This is a genomic window from Nocardia paucivorans NBRC 100373 (assembly GCF_000308675.1).
Classification (GTDB): domain Bacteria; phylum Actinomycetota; class Actinomycetes; order Mycobacteriales; family Mycobacteriaceae; genus Nocardia; species Nocardia paucivorans.
Window position 1 is genome coordinate 1 of record NZ_BAGE01000117.1, and the last position, 17,341, is coordinate 17,341.

Genomic DNA, 17,341 nt, shown 5'->3' on the forward strand with positions numbered 1-17,341 from the left:
ATCGCTGGTGGGTGTGGGTTCGTCGTGGCGTTTCTTCTTGCCGCGGAACATGTTTGACCCTTCCGAATGGGTGCGTTGCTGACATCTCCCACCCTACACGACTAACTTCATTTGCGTGGTAATATTCATTCATTGGAACTGACAGAAAGGAGGTGAGCGCGTGATTCTGGTCTTCGTCGGCAAGTCCAGCGGGAAGACGACGAACGCTGTCAATGTCGCCTCGGCGCTGGCGCAGCGGCCGATATCGCGGCGTTCGTCGCGGCGGCGGGTGGTGCGGCTGCTGGACGCGGACCCGCAGGGCTCGGCCTCGGAGTGGGCCGCGCAACGGGTCGAGCCGCCCTTGTTCGAGGCGTTCGCCTATCTCGAGCCCACGATCCATCGGGACCTGCCCGCACTGCTGGGCGATGCCGACGACTTGGTGATCGATGCCCCGGCCGGGACCGGCAAGCCCATGCCGATCCCCGACGGGCGTATCCGGATCACTCGTAGCGCGATTCTCGCGGCGCTGAGTGAGGACAACGGCGTGGTGGTCGTGCCGGTCACGCCGTCGCCGTGGGACCTGTGGGCCGGGGATGACCTCATGGAGGTGATCGAACAGGCGTGGGAGCACGACGCGGCGGCACCGGGGGCGCGGTCGCGGTCGGTGGTGCTGCTCAATCGGGCCGGGGTGACTCGGCGCGGCGGCAAGGGCCGTCCCGATCGGGTGCCGCGCATCGTGACCGCCGCGCGGTCGCGGCTCGAGGCCGCGCCGTTGCCGACGCTGAATGCCGTGATCCACGAGCGTGGCGAGTACGTACTGGCCCCGACGCATGGGCTGTCGGTGACCGAGTACGCGCCGCGTAGCACCGCCGCCGCCGAGGTGGAGGCATTGACAACCGAACTACTGACATTGGCAGGAGAGAACAAATGACCGCCCGCAAGAACACCGAGATTCCGCCGCGTCGCACCCGGGCCAGCGCGGACGAATGGACCGACGCCACCGCCCCGGCCGCGCCCGTCGAGAAGGAACCGACCAAAAAGCTGTCCTTGGAGTTCCCCGCGTCCGTGCACCGGGCGACGAAAATCGGCGCGGCGACGCGCGGGTCCACCATGATCGGCGAAATCGTGGAGATGTGCCGGGCGCGCAATGGTCTGGCACCGTGGCCGGCCGATGTCGTGGCGTTGGTGCTGGCGCAGATCAAGGAGTCCGGGGAGCCGTTGCCCGCCGAACTGTTGGACGCTGCGGTTCACCAGCTCGAGGCCGACCGCGCCGCCGCCGAGGCGGCCGAGGCCAAGCTGCGGACCACCCGAACCACCCGCAGGAAGAGTGCGTGATCGCGATGACCGAAACCGCCGATATCGACGTGCACCGCCTCGAGTTGGAGGCGATGCCGAGCAAGGCGGCGCAGGTGCGCTACGCGGCCGGGGTGCTCGGCCCGGACGCGAGCCGGCCGGACGTGCGTGACTGGCTGGCCGGCTTCGGCATCGCGGTTCCGAAATCGACGCTGTATGAGAACGTGGCGAAAGTTCAGGGCGAGCGGGTGCCGGGCACCGGCCCCGATACCCGCGATCTGCCCAAGCTCACCGATGAGCGCTTGGCGGCGCTCGAGGCCGAATTCAGTCGGACCGAGGAAGCGGCCGACGCCCCGGCCGTGCCCCGGCCGGAGCCCGCCGAGACGGACCCGGCGGCGTCCCTGGTCGCCGGTCCGGACCCGTCCGCCGGTCGGGGCGAGTCCGGTCCGGAGTCCGGGTCCGGCGGTCCGGTGGTCGGGGACTCCGGCCGGACCGAAGCATCCGAGTCCGGGTCCGGTCCGGAACTCGAGTCCGGTCCGGGTCCGGACGAGTCCGGAAGTCCGGTCCAGGGTCCGGACGAGTCCGGGTCCGAGTCCGGAAGTCCGGTCCAGGGTCCGGACGAGTCCGGGTCCGAGTCCGGAAGTCCGGTCCAGGGTCCGGACGAGTCCGGGTCCGAGTCCGGAAGTCCGGTCCGGAGTCCGGACGGTCCGGGTCCGGAAGTCCGACCGGAATCCGGTCCGGGGGCGGTCCGGACTCCGACACGGCCCGGGGGGAAGCTGGTGGTCTGGCCGGTCCTGCTGATGGCGCTGTCGGCGTTCGTCGCGGTGTGGTCCGGGTGGGTCGGGCTGGGCGAGATGACCGGGTTCGGGGTGGTCAAGCCCTTCCCCGGCGTGGTCGATGATGTCGAGATCAATACCTCTATCGTGCTGCCGATCGGGGTGGAGGCGTACGCCGGTTATGCCATGTACGTATGGCTGTCGGGGCGGTGCCGGCTCGAGCGGACAAAGGAGTTCGCGAAGTGGTCGAGCCTGTTCGCGCTGCTGCTCGGCAGCATGGGTCAGATCGCTTATCACCTGCTCGAACAGTCCAACGCGACCAAGAAGTCCGAGGCTCAGAAGATGGCCGACGCGGTGGCCGAGGCCACCGGGCAGAAGGCGGCCGAGGTGGTCATTCATGCCCCGTGGTGGATCACCATGTTCGTGTCCTTCCTGCCGGTGATCGTGGTCGGGCTGGGCCTGGCGCTGGCGCACATGGTCAAGGCCGAAAACGATCTGGCCGACGCGGAGGAACGCGCCACAGCGGGCGGGTAGCCTCCCGGTCTCGAGTCGGTATCGGCCCGGAATCCTCTATCAGGGTTCCGGGCCGAATGCTGTCCGGAAGTCCGGTCCAAGGTCCGGACGAGTCCGGGTCCGGAAGTCCGGTCCGGAGTCCGGACGAGTCCGGGTCCGGAAGTCCGGTCCGGAGTCCGGACGAGTCCGGGTCCGGAAGTCCGGTCCGGAGTCCGGACGAGTCCGGGTCCGGAAGTCCGGTCCGGAGTCCGGACGAGTCCGGGTCCGGAAGTCCGGTCCGGGTCCGGACCTTTGGACCCGAGTCCGGAGTCCGGACCCGGAGTCCGGGGCATGGGTCCGCAGTCCGGGGCATGGGGTGGGGCGGTTCAGTCGTCGTAGTAGACGCTCAGTAGAAACCAGGTTTCGGGCTCGCGGATCGTGGCGGGAAGGATCGCGTGTCCTATCGCGCGGATCACGGGCACTTCGCCGTCGTGGGCGGCGAACCAGTCGGCGGCGCGGCGGAATGCCTCGGCGTAGGACAGGCCGGAGAACTCGATCATGCGGGCCGAGGTCGGTCCGGTCACGCGGTCAGTCATTCTCGGCCGGCCGGCAACGGCATTCGGTGCACGCGGTGCAGGCGCGGCACCCGTCGCAGACCTCGAGCCACGGATGCCCGCACGCCGGGCGGGCGGGTTCGGGGTCGATGAGCGTGGTCAACAGGCCCACGATCTGGGTGTGCCCGGCCGCCGCCGCGTCGGCCTCGGCGAGGTCTTCCGCTGCCATGGTCACAAAGGGTACGCGGACCTCGAACCAGCGGCGCTACGTCCTGGCGACGAGCGAACAGGAAACAGCCCGGCGCACCAGGTGTGTCAGGCCGTAACGAGATAGGACCGGTGTCGGTGATCCTGCTGAGGACCACCGACACCGGCTCGAGGTTGCGCCTCGACCCGTCGCGGGTCGAGATGCGGTCAGTCGGTGAAGCGTTTGACGAGTCCGTCCGCCGGGCAGGCGGTATACGCACGCTCGAGCGCCTCGGCGGCTTTTTCCACCCCTTCGCGTACGTAGTAGGTGTCCGGCTCGTCGGGGTGGGAGTCGAGCACGCCCACCATTCGCAGGGCTTCGGCTACCGCGTCCTCGGCCTCCTGGATGGCGAGCAGTACATCCCCGGTCACGTCTTCCACGCTGCGCAACACCATGTGATCCATTGCCTTGTCCTCCTTGTCGGGCATACCACCATCATACCCATAAAACTTCATTTATGATATAAGAAGTTTTGTGTTCTCCGGTGTTCGATTCCTCCGGGTTCACCACCGAGCGAAGCGGCCGATGCGCTTCTCTCATGCCGCCGCATCCGATGCGGCGGACGCTTGGGGGATTTCGCGGTACAGCTCGGCCGGGGCGGCGTCGAACCGCATCGGCAGCGGGGCGAGCATGTCCTTGTGCCCGTGGAGCACGCTGCAAAATTTGAACGGGCCGTCCGGGTCCATCAGGGCGGCCATGTGCGGGTCCGCGCACAACAGCCACCATTCGGATACGGCGGTACGGTCCGGGGCGGCCATGGCCTGTTCGTAGCCCTGCCATATCTCCCACAGCCGCAACACGCCTTCGTCGTGGAGCCACGGCTCCGGGCACCATGCCCGCAGCGGGTTGCCGGTGACGTAGCGGGCATAGGCCGGGGCGAGGAAGTCCTCCAGGAAGCGCCCCAACGACCGGTAATGGTCGGCCCGCGTCTCGTGTGTCGTGCTCATCGATATCCTCTCGATCGAGCCGGCCGGGTCGAGGCATGTTGCCGATGCCCCGACCCGGCCGGATGGGTGGGTGGGTGGATGGATGGATGGATGGGTTACCGGGTGCTCCACAGCATGTGGAGGTTCCCGGCGTCGTCGCGCCAGGTCAGCCGGTCCATCACCGCGCGCATCAGGTGCCGGCGCACGGCGGCCAACACCGAGGGTCGGTCGGCGGGGCGGTAGCCGCACTCGAGCGCGGCCCGCCCGCCCTGGGTCTCGATCTCGAGCGCTTCGGCCAGCGCTTTCGCGGCTTTCACGGCCTCGTACGCCTGATCGCGCATGGCGACCAGGTCATAGGCCGAGCCGATGGCTACGGCCGCGTCGATGAGCGCGGCGGCGTTGTCGGCGATCTGCGGGTCGATGGCCGGCAGGTTCTTGGCGTTGGTCATGACACCATCCTAACACGCAAAACTTCATTTGCGCTACAAGAAGTTTTGCGTGTTTCGGAGTGGTGTGATGTCGCCTCCGCTGGCTCAGCGCTCCCGGCCCGCGCCTCGGGCGCGAGGATCGGCGGTCCTCGGGTCGCGGTGGCGGTCGCGGGACTGCCGCTGTTCCAATTCCCGAATCCGCTGATCGGAGGCTCGTTTGAGCTCGGCCAACTCCTTCAGTCGCGCCTCGGTTCGGGCCATCGACGCCCTCAGTTCGGCGGCCCGGCGCTCGCGTTCCTCGATCTCGCGTAGCTGCTCGACAATGCGGTCGCGTTTCGTCTCGAGCCTGGCCACCTGCCGACGCGCCGGCGGCCACATCTTCTGTTCGTCCATCTCGCCCGGCCTAACGATCGCGGCCGACACCCCGGCCGGCGTGATCACGCGAGCACTCGAGGCGCTGCACCCGACGCCAGTACTGCTGCTCACGGTCTCGCTGTTCGCGGCGGCGCTGCCGGTCCTCGAGGCGGGCAAGCTCGGCGTCGATACGGTCCAGGCGCTGCCCGAGGCGGGCGTATCCGCTGGTGATGGCGGCCAATTCGGTGTCGATGTCGTTGGTCATCGGTTTCCCCTTTCGGTTCGAGCCGGGGCGGGTTGCTGTCGTCCCGACCCCTCCGATGCTACCGCAAAACTTCATTTGCGTAAATGAATTTTTGCGGGTTAGGATGGGGGCATGCTCACCGACGCCGAATACGACCCCACCCGACAGGCCCTCACCAGCGAGCTGATGCGCCTGACCTACGACTCGGACCCCTACAACACCAGCGACCTGTGGAACCCCATCCGCGATGCCGCCACGCCACTGATCAACGGCCACGGCGTGGCCGACGACCGTAACCGCGCCCTGGCCGCCGCACTGGCCACCGTCGCCCGCCACGTGGCCGACACCTGGCCACCGCGCGCACCGCAGTCACATCTAGTCGAAGCCGCTCGCCGCATCGCCGACATCGCCGACGAACTCGCCCGGTAACCACCCCGACTATCCGGACTCAGCAGGGCTGGAACGGGAAACACGCCGCGCCGCCGGTGTCGAAGGTGATCACCTCCGGCGCGGGCGTCGGGATCGGGGCGACCGGGGCGGATGGCGGCGCGACCGGCACCGAGTCCGGGGCCGGGGCGGTGGGTGGTGGCACCTCGGCGGGCGCGACCGCCGGCGGCGGGGCGAAATCGGCGGGTTCGGCCCCGGCTGTGTCAGTTCCGGCCAACACCAGTGCCCACCCCAGCAGTATCGCGCCAAGCCCGCCGGACACGGCCGCACCCAGCAACATCGGCCGATCGACCGCTGCCCGGGCCACCTGGGACAGCGGCGGCGGGGACGGCAGACCCGGAACCCTTGGCGGCCCCAGGGTCGGAATCGGTAGCACGGCAGGCCCGTACGCCTGCTGATAACCGATGGTCAACGCGATCAACCCCTTTCCCTGGAACAGCCAGTGTGACACCACCGGCCCGGCCCGACAATCCAAAACCGCCGGTCCCGAACACTGAGGCCGGGCGGGCGGATTCAGACATGAGCCGGGGCGGTGCAGCGGCACCGGATCGCCGGCTCGACCGGATCACCGGCGGCGTCCAACTCCCACCCGTCGCCCCGGCAGTGTGGGCAATCCGGGGTGGGATCGCGGCGGGTACCCGGCGCATCGAACAGCGCCATGCCGGAATCGGTTTCGCCTGCCCGGCGGGGGCGTCGTCCCATGGTTCAGTCTCCAATCGCTCGTATTGCCGTCTATTTCGCACGCTGAGGCACGAAAACATCTCGGGTAGGGAATTGTTCACCCGCGCGCCCTAAGGCCCTCCTGGGGGAATCCAGGGCCGATTTCCGGGCGCTGTTGCGGACCGTGCCCCGCGCCCGGGCCTCGGCCGCCGCCGCGAGAGCCGCCTGCCGCGACGACACCGGCTCGAGCTGCGCCCCGTCCCCACCGACCACCGCCCCCGCCGGAGGCACCCATCCGCTCGAGGTCGATTCGTCGTTTCCCGCCCGATCCGATTCGCCGGGCGCGCTCAATTTCGCGCGCGCGGTCTGTTGGTTACGTACCAACTTGCGTTGATCAGTGACCACCTCAGAAAGGCGACCAGAGTTCAGTTCCGCCGGGGTGCGGGGGGCGGCGGGATGCCCCCCGCGTTCTGTCTCGTTGCCCTTCGTCTTATTAGGGGGCCCATTTCGGCCCCCCACCAGGGGGCTCATTTCGGCCCCCTGGGGCTTTGGTTCGACCCCACAGGCCCCAGGGGGCTCATTTCGGCCCCCTGGGGCCTGTTCGGTGTCGTTGTGGGTGCCGGCGGGGCCGTCGCATGCGACTCGGGCGGCCTCGATCCGGGCCTTGCGGGCGGCATAGAAGTCGCGCAACGACTCATGCCCCTCATAGCCCTCCGGGGGCGACTGGTGGACGACGTAAATGCTGCGTTCACGGCGCAGACCACCCACCAGGCGTCGGGACTTGCGGATGGTGATCGCGTCGATGGCCTCGAGTTCGGCCAGGAGCGGGCGGACCTTGCGACCGTCGCTGTAGCCCAGCATTTCGGCCAACACGTCTTGGGTGGGCCATACCGCGGTGTCCTCACGGCTGCTGTTGATGTGAGCGCTCAGCGCCCAGTACAGCAACCGGGCCTGAGGTCGGATCGGTGCCAGTAGCACCCAGTCGCCCACCTGGGTGTAGGGAGCCCGACGACCGGCCTGCAAATGCAACTGCTCGGTGGTCTCGTCGGCGGGAACGGTGTTCTTCAAATCTCACCCCTTCTGGTGAAGGGGGTGGGCGAAGCCTCGGAGAGGTCACCGGGGGCGCGTCGTGTACTCGAGCCGCGCCGCGCCGGGTATCGTCATACCTCGGAGCGAATCCACCGGCTTCCCCCTGCCGATGGCCTCGCCCACCCCTTACGGAACCCGCCCTCTCTGAAGTTTGCCAACCAGAAGAGAGGGCGGGTTTTGGCCTTTTACCGGGGCCTAGCCTGCCACAAATAACATGTGTGTGGTTCTAGGCGCACCGGATTCGAAAACCGCCGCTCGGGGCGGTATTCGGGGTCAGAAATACAGTTCCCACACTTCGCGGATGCCGCAGTCGGGGCAATGTCCTTCATGCTGGATCACGCCATGGTCCACGGGGACCTCGAGCATGGGGGCGTAGCAGGACAGGCAGATCGAGTCGGTGCGCCGGCCCGGCCCCTCGGGCTGGGGTCCGCCGGTCACCCAGATCAGCCGGACACCACCGCGGAAGCAATACCGTTCGACGATGTGGCGCAGGTCGGCGACCACGGTCGCCGGTGCCGGGGCGGGATCGCGGCGGGTACCCGGCGCATCGAACAGCGCCATCCCGGAATCGGTTTCGACGGGTCGGCGGGGGCGTCGTCCCATGGTCGTTCTCCAATCGTTCGTATTGCCGCCTGATTTGCTCTCAGAGGCGCGGAAATATCAAGAGGGAGGGGAAATGTCGGCAGGGGCGTTTTCATCGCTCAGAGAGGCGCTGAGACGGTTTTTGGTCAATCGGTGGCGATGCGGTCGACGTAGCAACCGGCGCACTCGCCATCCGGCCGCCACCCCGCACCCGGATGAGCGCGGCAGTCGGGCCGTTCGGAACGGGCGGTTTGGGCCGTGAGCGGCGCCAGTGGCGTACGGGGCAGGTCGACCTCGAGACGGCGCTTGATGACCGCATACACCGACTGCGCACCGCCCAACTCGGTAGCCAGGAACTGAGCGAGTGCGCCCGGATCGTGCCCAGCGGCCAGGGCCGGACCGATCAGGCGGGCGAGCCGACTCCGGTGCAGACCGTTCAGCCGCGCCAGCACGGCCGGCGGGAGTTCTTCGACGAACCGCGCGCCGCGCTCCTCGATCGCCTCGGCGCTCACGCTGTCCACGCGGGAGGGGGTAGGGGGAGGGTTAAATACCTCCTCCTTCCTAGGGGTGTCATTTTGACGGATGGGCAGGTCAGACCACCCGCCATTTTGACGGGTGGACGGCTCCGGAACGGAGTTATCCACAGGGTGGGTGTCATTTTGACGGATGGGCAGCTCAGACCACCCGCCAAAATGACGGATGGGCAGCTCAGGGGCAGTTTCCGAAATCTGGACTTCGGGGGACGGCGGGTGCTCGTCGGCGAACCCCAATCCGGCCATGGTGTTGTCGTCGAATCGGCGCGGCCGGGCGGGACGCATCGCGGCCAGCTTGGCGATGTTGATGCGGTAGACGCTGGTATCGGTCTGTCCATCGGATCGGGTGCGGCGCTGGCGACGCAGCAGGTTGGCCGCCTCGAGTTCCTTGTTGGTCCGAGTGATGGTGCGCTCGGACATACCGGTCATGGCCATCAGGCGCTCAACGCTGGCGTTCGCGCAATAGCCGTACGCATCGCTCAAGTCCGCGTAGGCGAGCAGAAGATGGTTCTGACTGGGCGCAATGCCTTCGGCTGCGAAGACCAGGGCCAGGTGTTCGGCGGTCAAGTTCATCCCTTCTGGTGAAGGGGTGGGCGACGCCTCGGCGAGGTCACCGGGGGCGCGTCGTGTACTCGAGCCGCGCCGCGCCGGGTATCGTTTGCCTCGGGCCGTTTCACTTCACTCCGATGAAACGAAACGGACCTCGGCATCCCCCCCGCCGAGGTTTCGCCCACCCCTTAGCGGAACCCGCCCTCTCTTCCGGTGCGAAACGTCGGAGAGGGCGGGTTTTGGCCTTTTACCGGTGCTCAGCCTGCCACAAATCACAGGCGTGTGGTTTCAGGCGCACCGGATTCGAAAACCGCCGTTCGGGGGCGGTATTCGGGCCGGTCGATGATCAGAAATACAGTTCCCACACTTCGCGGATACCGCAGTCGGGGCAATGCCCTTCGTGCTGGATCACGCCATGGTCCACGGGGACCTCGAGCATGGGGGCGTAGCAGGACAGGCATATCGAGTCGGTGTGTCGACCCTGCCCCTCGGGTTGGGGTCCGCCGGTCACCCAGATCAGCCGGACACCACCGCTGAAGCAATACCGTTCGACGATGTGGCGCAGGTCGGCGACCACGGTCGCCGGTGCATGTCCGTCGCGGCGTCGCCAGCGCAGGACCGTGGTTCCGTCGTCGAATACCGCGCCATCGGCGATATCGGTTCGTGAGGTGTCGGGATCGTTGCGGCGCAGCACGAATGTCCACGTCCGGGTCTGGGTGCAGGATTCTGTGGTGGTCATCGGGTGGCCTCTCGGATTGCGTCGGCGCGGTCCTGGTATTCGAGGGGGCTGTCCACGTCTCGGACGGTCCAGCCGCATCTCCAACAGCGGACCTCGGTGTCGTGGTCGTCGAGGGTGACCCGACATTCCGGGCACTCGTGGGGAAGGCTCATCGGTTCGTCCTCCGGTCGAAGTCGTCGAGTTCGGCGTAGTAGCCGGACCAGAAGTAGGTCCGGCCGAGGGTGGCGCGGTGGTCACGCAGGTGGGTGAACAGCGCCAGTTCGGCGGCGGCGATATCGGCGGCCGTGGCCGGGTCCGAGCCGTCCGAGGCGGTGTGTAGGTGCATCAGCAGTCGGCGCAGCTCGAGCGCGTGTGCGTGCGGATCAACGGTCATCGGGTCCACCCCCTGTTGATCAGGTCCTGGTCGTCGAGGTAGTAGGCGGTTGTGGGTTCGTCGGCGTGCACCAGGACCAGGCGATAGGCGGCGCTGATGCGGTCGGCGGCGACCAGCGGTGGTGTTCCGAGTTCGTACAGGTACATGTCGGGGTGCACCAGCACGAACAGCGGTTTACCGCCCTGGGCGAGGTCATACGGCGCCACGATGGCCGGTTCGTGGGCGAATGTGCGGCCGGTGGCGGTGGTGCCGGTGACGGCCCAGATGGAGCCGGATTCGGCGACCAGCCATGGCATGCGGGCCACGATCTCGAGGTTCATGGCGGGGTCGGGGGTGAACACGGTCATCGGCGGCCCTTCCGCGCGGTGGCGCCGGCGGGGGCGTCGGTGTCGTCGCGGTCGCGCCAGGCCTCGGCGTGACGGCCGCACAGCAGCAGTTTCGGCCCGCCGTCGGGAAGGGTGCGGCGGTAGCGGGGCTGCATGCGCGGTCCGGCCGCACCCCGGGTTTCGTGCTGGAGCCGGGCGCATTCGTCGCAGTGCGCCTTGGCCGGCGGTTTCGACAGTTTCGCCCAGCTCGCTTTGGGCCGGCTCCGGTCGAGCCGGTATTCGGGGGTGTCGTAGCCCTGCGACAGTGGCGCGCCGGTGACGGGTGTGATGTCCACCAGCGCGGAGGTCTGCGGTTTGGTCATCGTTCCTCGATTCGGAAATGATCGAAGGCGGTCCCTGCCCGGTTGCTGCGGGCAGGGACCGCCTTCGGGGGTCAGTTCGGTTCGTCTGCGACCGCGGCGGCGGGGGCGGTGTCGTTTCCGGTGTCGGCCACGGCGGCGGCGGCCTTCTCGATCGCGGCTCCGTAGCGGTCCGACATGCCGTGATGCACCATCAGGGCGACGCCGATCATGACCGGCGCGATCGAGTGGGTGTACACGTCGAACCACGCCCGGTCGTCCACGTACGGGAACGTGTTCAAGGTCAGGGTCAGGCCCAAAAGTCCCAGCTCGGCGGCGGCAACCATCCGCTTGTCGTCGACGATTCCGTACTCGGCGACGGTGTGGGTGCCGGTCATGATCACGACCAGGATCGCGCTGATCATGCCCTCGAGCAGGAAGCTGAACCAGAACAGCGGGTCCGTCGCCCCGGTGGGGGCGACGTTGTGCTGCACGTTGACCGCCGACCACGCCATACCCGCGACGACGACCCCGGCCAATGCCCGCAACGTCCACATACGCCGCCGGTACAGCGACGCCAGACGGGCATGCGGACTGGACACGCGCCGCTGATGCGCCAACGCCTTGCGCGCGTCCAGCGCGTCGGCCGCGTCCTGGCGGGCGATCTCGAGGCGGGCGCGCCGCTGCTGTTCGCGCTCGGCGGCGCGAGCCTTGGCCGTCTTCCACTTCTCGGCCCGCTCGGCCGCCCGCATCCGCTCGACCAGTTCCCGCTCGGCGGCCAGCTCCTCATCCGAGAGCGCTTCCAGCAGTGCGGGCGCGGACTGGAACGGCAAGCGCTGCTCGGCCTCGGCGACCCTTTCCGCCAATGAGAGCACGGTCGGACTCGGGGCCACTCGAGCGGACTTGTCGACCGGGTGAGCAGAGACCGCGCTCTGTCGCCGAACACGTTTGGCCCGGTTCCGGGGCGGGGCCGGGGTCGGGGACTGCCGAGACACGGCCGAGGCAGCGGCCGAGCCCGCCGCGCCGCCGTCGACGCCGATATCGGTTCCCGCGGCGGTTTTCGCCGCCGAGTCCACGCCCCCGCCGCCCGGGTCGCTGTTCACCTCCCGTGCTGCGGGAAGGGAAGAAGTTTCCTGGGAAACCTGGGGTGTGTGGTCTACCTGGGTTTTCAGTTCCGCCTTCCACTCGCGGACCAGTCGGGCCACGTAGTTGCGGCGGTTGGCCGCCTCGGTCTCGTCCTTGGGTTCGGGCAGGTTGAGCAGTGCGCGCACCTGTTCTCCCGAAATGTTCGGGTTACCGGCGCGTTCGCATACCTCGCGCACCTGGTCGGCCAGGGTCGGGGACTTGGGCGCGGACGCTGGTTTGGGCTTGCGCGTCGCCCGGGTTTTGGCCCGCGTACCGTCGTGCCGCGCGGGCGAGGACTGCGGCGCGGCCGGCCTGGTGTCGTCGCCGGCGCTGGTGGAGGTGTCCTCCGGCGTCACCGGGACGGTATCGAGGTGCGCGCCGTTGAGGGTTGCAACGTTCATCTTCTGGTTCCTTCTGGAAAGATCGAGGGCGGTCCCTGCCCGGTTGCTGCGGGCAGGGACCGCCCAAGAGGGGGTTACACAGCCGATGTCTCGGCGGATTTCTGGATGGATTCCTCTGCGGCCCGCACGATCCGGCGGGCGGTGCGCGCGATACGGCAGCGCTTCGGCGAGTGCTGCCCGTGGGTGGCCAGGACGTTGCGGGCCTCGGCCTCGGTCAACCGCCCCGGGTAGCAGCACTCCCACGGGATAACCAACCACTCGTCGGTCAGGACGTGATAGCCCAGCGTCGCCACGGGGATCACCGCCCCGCCCGCTCGGGCAGGTCCAGGTTCAACCACAGGTGCGCCGCCCGCTTCGCATCGACCGGGCGCATCACACCCGCGCGGGCCAGCAGCGCACGCGCCCGGCCCCGGGCACGGCACGGGATCGGCCCCGCGCACGCGCGATGCTCGCGCATCACCTGCCGGGCCTCGTCCACGGTCAACTCTTCGCCACCGACGCACGGCCACGCCGAGGGCCGGCCGGAATCCGGATCGATCGGCCGATGCCCGCGATAGTCACGGTCGGGTGCGGGCAGCTTCCATATGCCGTCTTTGCCCAGCTCGAGGCGCACCACCCGGAACTCTGCGGTCTGGTCGCGACGCATGCCGTACAGGCACTCGACCTCGGCGGCGACGACGGTCCGTTCGGCGCGGGCGTCCGCCTCACGCAGCCAGATCGTGGGCTGCTGCCCGTAGGGGTCGGCCCGTCGTACGGACGGCGCCCGATACAACTTCCCGTTCGGCTGCAGGATGCCGAACACCGGGCCGTCGACCAGCGCGGATGGGGTTGCCTCGCGCTCGCCGTGGTCCGCGAGGGCGGGGGTGAGAGTGGGTGTGCTCATGAAGTGTTCCTCGCTTCTTTCTTCAACCAGTTGGTACCAAAGTCATTGACTTGGTAGCATGATGGTACATCGAAGCAAGCAGTAAGGACCAGAGATGAATGAGAGAAATGAAGAGCAACACGAAAACGGACCACTTGGTAGCAACAGCAACCAACTGCAAACATGGGCTCATGCCCCCACGCACCAGTCAGCGGACCTTCCGCCTCAACGAGCAGCAAGCCCAGATGTGGGAGGACGCACTCGCGCAATCGGGCCTGTCGCAGCAGAAGGCAGTGGAAACGCTCGTGGAAGCGTTGGGCGCGGAATTAATCCCCAGCTTGATCGAGCTGCGCGCCGAACTGTTCCGCAAAGCACGCGACGCCCGAAAGTAGCCGCCACCCCGTTCCGCTCGCTCGAGTCTTTCGCCCCCGCCAGCAGCAACCTGGCCGGTGCGACTGCAATTGCCGGGGGGTGCGCGATGAAACGCGACTACCCCCTGGTGCTGGCCGTGTTGGCTTCGCTCGCTACCGGGTTCGTGCTCTTGGTGGCCTGCTGCGCGGCCGGGTGGCCGGCCGTGGTCGCAGTGGTCATAGGCTCCGCCGTCGTCGGTATGGCGGCCCGCTCGGCGCACTCACCGAAAACCCACCAGACCGAAGTCTGGTACTGGGACCGCGCCGGCGACACCTCGACACCGGATGACATCACCGCGCGCCGCGTGCGCCGTTCCCGGGGCGGTGCGCGATGAGTGACCGTCAACCCCCGAGCGAAGCCACCAAAGCGATGGTTCAAGGCGTCGGAATGCTCGGTTTGATCGTGGTCGGCATATTCGTGATGGACGGATTGCGTACCGGCAGCATTCGGCCGGTCGAGATCGCGGCCGATATCCCGGTCTGGAAGGACACGATCCTCGGTTACGTGCCGCTGGTGCTGGGATCGGCTGCGGTTGCCCTTGTTTCGGTGCTGTGCGCGATTCTGGCGGCCCGACACGGCCGGGGCATGGTCAAGGCCACGGCGGCGGTGTGGTGGCGTTACAGGCGCCGCTGGGCCGACGTGATGACCGCCGCCGAGTTGGCCGGCAAGCCGACCAAGAACGGCGCGGTGCCGCTGCCGGTGCTGCGCGGTGTCGCCCTCGGCCCGGATGCCGACGTGTTGACCGTGACCATGCTGCCCGGCCAGAGCCCGGCCGACTGGGACCGCCGCGCCACCACCCTGGCGCACGCCTTCGGCGCGGCCTCGGGCCGAATCCAGATCACCGCCAAGGGCGCTGGCTCCGATATCGACGTGATCCTCGAGCGCTCCGCCGCCGGCGGCGGCGATTCCGACCGCAAGGCGCTGCCCGCCCCGGCCTCGGCCACGCTGCCCGGTCTGGTGCTGGACCCGGCACAGGCGGGTGCCCGCCGCGAACAGGTCGCGGTCCGGGCCTGGTCGCTGCAAATCGTCTGGGCGCGTATCCGCGTCGGTGGCGACAATGAAACCGGCCGTTGGTGGTTCGGCGGCCGAGTGAGGTGGCACATGCTGGATCGAAGCGGTTACTACATGGTGGGGGGTGCGTGATGGCTGGGCGCAACATGATGGACGCGGCGTTCCTGGTCAGCGTCGCCCGCAACAAGGGCGGCCTCGGCCTGGCGCTCGGCGTCGGCCTGGCGGTCGGTGCCGTGTGGCTGGGCCTGCTGTTCCTCGGCGTGATGTTCGGCGCGGCCGGAGTCCTGGCCACCGGCGGCCTGGCCGCTCTGGGCCTCAGCGCCGAACTGGTCCGCCGCGACCGGCGCACCCAGCGCCGCCGCGCGCTCGAGGCCGCCGAGCGCGCGGCACACGAAGCCGAGCGGGCGCGGTTCCTGCCGGAGCTGCATTACGCGCTGGACCGGCTCGAAAGCACCTGGGAGGCGGCCAAACTGTGGGCCAGCCTCGGCCTCGGCCGGCTGCCGCGCGAACTCGACCCGGGCGCGTGGCCGACCTTCATCGACGCCGAACCCACCGCCATCGGTGCCCGGGTCCGGCTGACCATCCTCGACGGCCACGCCGCCAAGGCGTTCGCGGCCAAGCGCGACGAGATAGCCAACGCGCTGCACGTTGCGGCGGTGCGCGTGATCGCGGCCGACAATCAGGTCCTCACCGTCGATCTACAGGTGCGCAACCCGCTGGCCGAGATTCACGTCTCGCCACTGCTGGACGAGGCGACCGCCGAGCAGATCAAAGCGGTTGCCAAAGCAAACCTGACCAAACAGGAACAGGGCCGTGCGCTGGCCGCTATCGCCCGCACTGCCCGTATCACGGTCGCCCCCGATTCGATATCGGCCGATATGCAGATACCGCTGCTGATGAGCGAATTCGGTGACTGGGTGACCCTCAACCTGGCCACCGGCGCACACGGCGCTGTACAGGGCACCAGCCGCTCGGGAAAGTCGATTTTCCTGAACAACCTGCTGGCGTACGCCTCGCTCATGCGCGATGTCCGCGTGATCATCATCGACCCGAACACCGCCGCCGTCGCGCCGTGGTGGCGCACCGCCTATCTGGTCTGCAACAGCAACGACGCGGCCGACGCCACCGCGGTGCTCCGGCAGGTCAACGAGGAGATGAAAGCCCGCGAGTCCGAGTTCTGGGCCTCACGAACCGACCAGATCAGCGAATTCAGCCCCCAGATGCCGGTATACCTGCTGGTCATCGACGAAGTGCCGGAGTACGCCAAAGACAAGGACTTCCAAGCCGAATTGAAGCGGTTCGGCGGGCAGGCAGCCAAGTTCGGCGGCCGAGTCTACCCCAGCGGACAGAAACTCGAAGAGGGCTCGCTGTCCACCGCGACCAGGGCAAACCTGTTCGACCGGTTCTGCTTCCGCGTTGAGTCCCGCCACGACATGGGGCACCTGTTCGAGAACTACCCCGACCTCGAAGCCCGGGGGCTCACCGCCGTCGACGAGTCGATGCCCCAGGGTACCGCGCTGGTACGCACCCGCAGCCACCCCGAGACCTGCCGGGCTCGAGCGGCCTACCTGCCCACCGAACTGTGCTGGGCCATCTCCGACGCCATCGTCGCCGTGCGCGGACAGGTCCGACCGCTGCCCGGAACCGCGCCAGAACTTCCCTCCGGCCAGTCCGATAGCAATCAGTCGGCTACCGACTCGAGCCAGGCCACGACCCGCAAGAAACCGGTCCCGGAGTTCCAGCTACCCACGACCGGCGGCGGCTCGGCGCTGCCATCCATTCCGCAGATAGATGGGCAGGACGGGACGGTTATCCCGTTCGATCGCACCGGCCGAAACGACCGCTCCGAGGTCACCCCGCCGCCCGCTACCACCCCGCCGGATGAAGATACGGGCACCGAGTAGCAATCCGGGCGCAACCCTTATAAGCCACCGCCCGTCCTTCACTTCATAACACTCATTCACCACAAACAAATAATTGGAGGAGATGAATAAACACATCTTAAGAAGCACGGAATAAAGTATACGAGAATTGCAATTATCAAGTGCTACACTCAGGTGTAGCCAACGAGCATGAAGGGAAGGCCGACCATGACTGAAACAAACAAGATCCGCAAGACAAATGTCACCTTGAATCGAAAGGATATTCGAGATTTCAAGCGACTCATTCTCGACTGGGAAGATGAATATGACTTTCCGATCGAGCTTAAAGAGTCACATTGCTTGAATGCGGCTGTTAAACTCATTATTCGAGCGTCAAGTCCAGAATTGATTGATGAGTTTGCAGACCAAAAACAGATTGACGAAAGCTCGCGAAAGCAGTTGCAGGAATTGTATAAATGGTTTTTGGATCAATATCTTGATGTGCTCAAAGGTGTTATATCAGATAGGGTCGAATCAGACAAAAGGAGAGTGCAACGAGTATAGAAACTCAATAATAAGTAAGTGATGGAAATACTTAGGCAATTCCATCACTTACTCTTTTAACGACAAGGAAAATATTTGACATGCATGATACTGCAAAAAGGAATTTTTTACACTCTTTTAAAAACATCCATTATATAAATTACGCTTTTGCAATTTCCGATTTTGGAATTCAAAAT

The 17,341-nt window shown here is 67.0% G+C and carries 29 protein-coding genes; 9 read left to right on the top strand and 20 right to left on the bottom strand.

The window, feature by feature from the left end:
- Positions 1-160 precede the first annotated feature (160 nt).
- The 3 genes from ON32_RS23705 to ON32_RS28565 are packed head-to-tail and all read left to right on the top strand — an operon-like array spanning position 161 to position 2,582.
- Positions 161-910, top strand: coding sequence for a ParA family partition ATPase (locus ON32_RS23705; RefSeq protein ID WP_051133610.1), 750 nt, complete (start codon positions 161-163; stop codon positions 908-910).
- The gene (locus ON32_RS23710; RefSeq protein WP_040793237.1) at positions 907-1,314 is read left to right on the top strand and encodes a hypothetical protein; all 408 of its coding nucleotides are present in this window, start codon (positions 907-909) and stop codon (positions 1,312-1,314) included. Before ON32_RS23705 ends, ON32_RS23710 begins: the two co-directional genes overlap by 4 nt.
- Positions 1,311-2,582: an ICP22 family protein gene (locus ON32_RS28565; protein WP_051133611.1), complete on the top strand. Its 1,272-nt coding sequence runs from the start codon at positions 1,311-1,313 to the stop codon at positions 2,580-2,582. Before ON32_RS23710 ends, ON32_RS28565 begins: the two co-directional genes overlap by 4 nt.
- Before the next feature lie 344 nt (positions 2,583-2,926).
- Here ON32_RS28565 and ON32_RS23720 read toward each other — a convergent pair whose 3' ends face one another.
- The 7 genes from ON32_RS23720 to ON32_RS23750 form a co-directional block, all read right to left on the bottom strand.
- Complete coding sequence (locus tag ON32_RS23720) at positions 2,927-3,124, bottom strand: hypothetical protein (RefSeq protein WP_040793238.1); 198 nt, start codon at positions 3,122-3,124, stop codon at positions 2,927-2,929.
- Between the two features lie 4 nt (positions 3,125-3,128).
- On the bottom strand, positions 3,129-3,323 hold the full coding sequence (locus ON32_RS23725; RefSeq protein WP_157224308.1) for a hypothetical protein: 195 nt from the start codon (positions 3,321-3,323) through the stop codon (positions 3,129-3,131).
- 185 nt (positions 3,324-3,508) lie between these two features.
- Complete coding sequence (locus ON32_RS23730; RefSeq protein WP_157224309.1) at positions 3,509-3,769, bottom strand: hypothetical protein; 261 nt, start codon at positions 3,767-3,769, stop codon at positions 3,509-3,511.
- 108 nt (positions 3,770-3,877) lie between these two features.
- On the bottom strand, positions 3,878-4,288 hold the full coding sequence (locus ON32_RS23735; protein WP_051133612.1) for a DUF4913 domain-containing protein: 411 nt from the start codon (positions 4,286-4,288) through the stop codon (positions 3,878-3,880).
- A gap of 95 nt (positions 4,289-4,383) precedes the next feature.
- Entirely contained in the window at positions 4,384-4,716 is a 333-nt protein-coding gene (locus tag ON32_RS23740) for a hypothetical protein (RefSeq protein ID WP_040793241.1), read from the bottom strand.
- Between the two features lie 84 nt (positions 4,717-4,800).
- Positions 4,801-5,088: a hypothetical protein gene (locus tag ON32_RS23745; RefSeq protein ID WP_040793242.1), complete on the bottom strand. Its 288-nt coding sequence runs from the start codon at positions 5,086-5,088 to the stop codon at positions 4,801-4,803.
- 10 nt (positions 5,089-5,098) lie between these two features.
- Complete coding sequence (locus ON32_RS23750) at positions 5,099-5,314, bottom strand: hypothetical protein (RefSeq protein WP_040793243.1); 216 nt, start codon at positions 5,312-5,314, stop codon at positions 5,099-5,101.
- 111 nt (positions 5,315-5,425) lie between these two features.
- On the opposite strand from ON32_RS23750, the gene ON32_RS23755 reads away from it, so the two are divergent.
- Positions 5,426-5,722 carry a hypothetical protein gene (locus tag ON32_RS23755; protein ID WP_040793244.1) on the top strand — a complete coding sequence of 99 codons (297 nt, stop codon included), beginning with the start codon at positions 5,426-5,428 and terminating at the stop codon, positions 5,720-5,722.
- Between the two features lie 19 nt (positions 5,723-5,741).
- Here ON32_RS23755 and ON32_RS27320 read toward each other — a convergent pair whose 3' ends face one another.
- The 13 genes from ON32_RS27320 to ON32_RS23810 form a co-directional block, all read right to left on the bottom strand.
- Positions 5,742-6,194 carry a hypothetical protein gene (locus ON32_RS27320; RefSeq protein WP_051133613.1) on the bottom strand — a complete coding sequence of 151 codons (453 nt, stop codon included), beginning with the start codon at positions 6,192-6,194 and terminating at the stop codon, positions 5,742-5,744.
- Positions 6,195-6,253: 59 nt separating this feature from the next.
- Complete coding sequence (locus tag ON32_RS29735) at positions 6,254-6,442, bottom strand: hypothetical protein (RefSeq protein ID WP_157224310.1); 189 nt, start codon at positions 6,440-6,442, stop codon at positions 6,254-6,256.
- 30 nt (positions 6,443-6,472) lie between these two features.
- Positions 6,473-7,468, bottom strand: a complete 996-nt coding sequence (locus ON32_RS23765) for a helix-turn-helix domain-containing protein (protein WP_040793245.1) — start codon at positions 7,466-7,468, stop codon at positions 6,473-6,475.
- A gap of 294 nt (positions 7,469-7,762) precedes the next feature.
- The gene (locus ON32_RS23770; protein ID WP_040793246.1) at positions 7,763-8,092 is read right to left on the bottom strand and encodes a hypothetical protein; all 330 of its coding nucleotides are present in this window, start codon (positions 8,090-8,092) and stop codon (positions 7,763-7,765) included.
- Between the two features lie 125 nt (positions 8,093-8,217).
- Entirely contained in the window at positions 8,218-9,171 is a 954-nt protein-coding gene (locus ON32_RS23775) for a helix-turn-helix domain-containing protein (protein WP_157224311.1), read from the bottom strand.
- Positions 9,172-9,499: 328 nt separating this feature from the next.
- Entirely contained in the window at positions 9,500-9,892 is a 393-nt protein-coding gene (locus ON32_RS23780; protein WP_040793248.1) for a hypothetical protein, read from the bottom strand.
- Complete coding sequence (locus ON32_RS29740; protein WP_157224312.1) at positions 9,889-10,044, bottom strand: hypothetical protein; 156 nt, start codon at positions 10,042-10,044, stop codon at positions 9,889-9,891. Before ON32_RS29740 ends, ON32_RS23780 begins: the two co-directional genes overlap by 4 nt.
- Positions 10,041-10,265, bottom strand: coding sequence for a hypothetical protein (locus ON32_RS23785; protein ID WP_157224313.1), 225 nt, complete (start codon positions 10,263-10,265; stop codon positions 10,041-10,043). The genes ON32_RS29740 and ON32_RS23785 overlap by 4 nt, the downstream gene beginning before the upstream one ends.
- On the bottom strand, positions 10,262-10,612 hold the full coding sequence (locus tag ON32_RS23790) for a hypothetical protein (protein ID WP_040793250.1): 351 nt from the start codon (positions 10,610-10,612) through the stop codon (positions 10,262-10,264). Before ON32_RS23790 ends, ON32_RS23785 begins: the two co-directional genes overlap by 4 nt.
- The gene (locus ON32_RS23795) at positions 10,609-10,953 is read right to left on the bottom strand and encodes a hypothetical protein (RefSeq protein ID WP_040793251.1); all 345 of its coding nucleotides are present in this window, start codon (positions 10,951-10,953) and stop codon (positions 10,609-10,611) included. The genes ON32_RS23790 and ON32_RS23795 overlap by 4 nt, the downstream gene beginning before the upstream one ends.
- Before the next feature lie 71 nt (positions 10,954-11,024).
- Positions 11,025-12,455 carry a hypothetical protein gene (locus ON32_RS30345; protein ID WP_245551267.1) on the bottom strand — a complete coding sequence of 477 codons (1,431 nt, stop codon included), beginning with the start codon at positions 12,453-12,455 and terminating at the stop codon, positions 11,025-11,027.
- Between the two features lie 74 nt (positions 12,456-12,529).
- Positions 12,530-12,748 carry a hypothetical protein gene (locus ON32_RS23805; protein ID WP_157224314.1) on the bottom strand — a complete coding sequence of 73 codons (219 nt, stop codon included), beginning with the start codon at positions 12,746-12,748 and terminating at the stop codon, positions 12,530-12,532.
- Between the two features lie 5 nt (positions 12,749-12,753).
- Positions 12,754-13,338 carry a hypothetical protein gene (locus ON32_RS23810; RefSeq protein ID WP_040793253.1) on the bottom strand — a complete coding sequence of 195 codons (585 nt, stop codon included), beginning with the start codon at positions 13,336-13,338 and terminating at the stop codon, positions 12,754-12,756.
- Positions 13,339-13,445: 107 nt separating this feature from the next.
- On the opposite strand from ON32_RS23810, the gene ON32_RS23815 reads away from it, so the two are divergent.
- The 5 genes from ON32_RS23815 (at position 13,446) to ON32_RS29110 (ending at position 17,165) form a co-directional block, all read left to right on the top strand.
- Entirely contained in the window at positions 13,446-13,709 is a 264-nt protein-coding gene (locus tag ON32_RS23815) for a hypothetical protein (RefSeq protein ID WP_040793254.1), read from the top strand.
- A gap of 86 nt (positions 13,710-13,795) precedes the next feature.
- The gene (locus ON32_RS23820) at positions 13,796-14,062 is read left to right on the top strand and encodes a hypothetical protein (protein ID WP_040793255.1); all 267 of its coding nucleotides are present in this window, start codon (positions 13,796-13,798) and stop codon (positions 14,060-14,062) included.
- A gap of 53 nt (positions 14,063-14,115) precedes the next feature.
- On the top strand, positions 14,116-14,871 hold the full coding sequence (locus ON32_RS23825; protein ID WP_040793256.1) for a hypothetical protein: 756 nt from the start codon (positions 14,116-14,118) through the stop codon (positions 14,869-14,871).
- Positions 14,871-16,643, top strand: a complete 1,773-nt coding sequence (locus tag ON32_RS23830; protein ID WP_040793257.1) for an FtsK/SpoIIIE domain-containing protein — start codon at positions 14,871-14,873, stop codon at positions 16,641-16,643. Before ON32_RS23825 ends, ON32_RS23830 begins: the two co-directional genes overlap by 1 nt.
- Before the next feature lie 186 nt (positions 16,644-16,829).
- Positions 16,830-17,165, top strand: a complete 336-nt coding sequence (locus ON32_RS29110) for a hypothetical protein (protein WP_157224315.1) — start codon at positions 16,830-16,832, stop codon at positions 17,163-17,165.
- Positions 17,166-17,341: the final 176 nt, after the last annotated feature.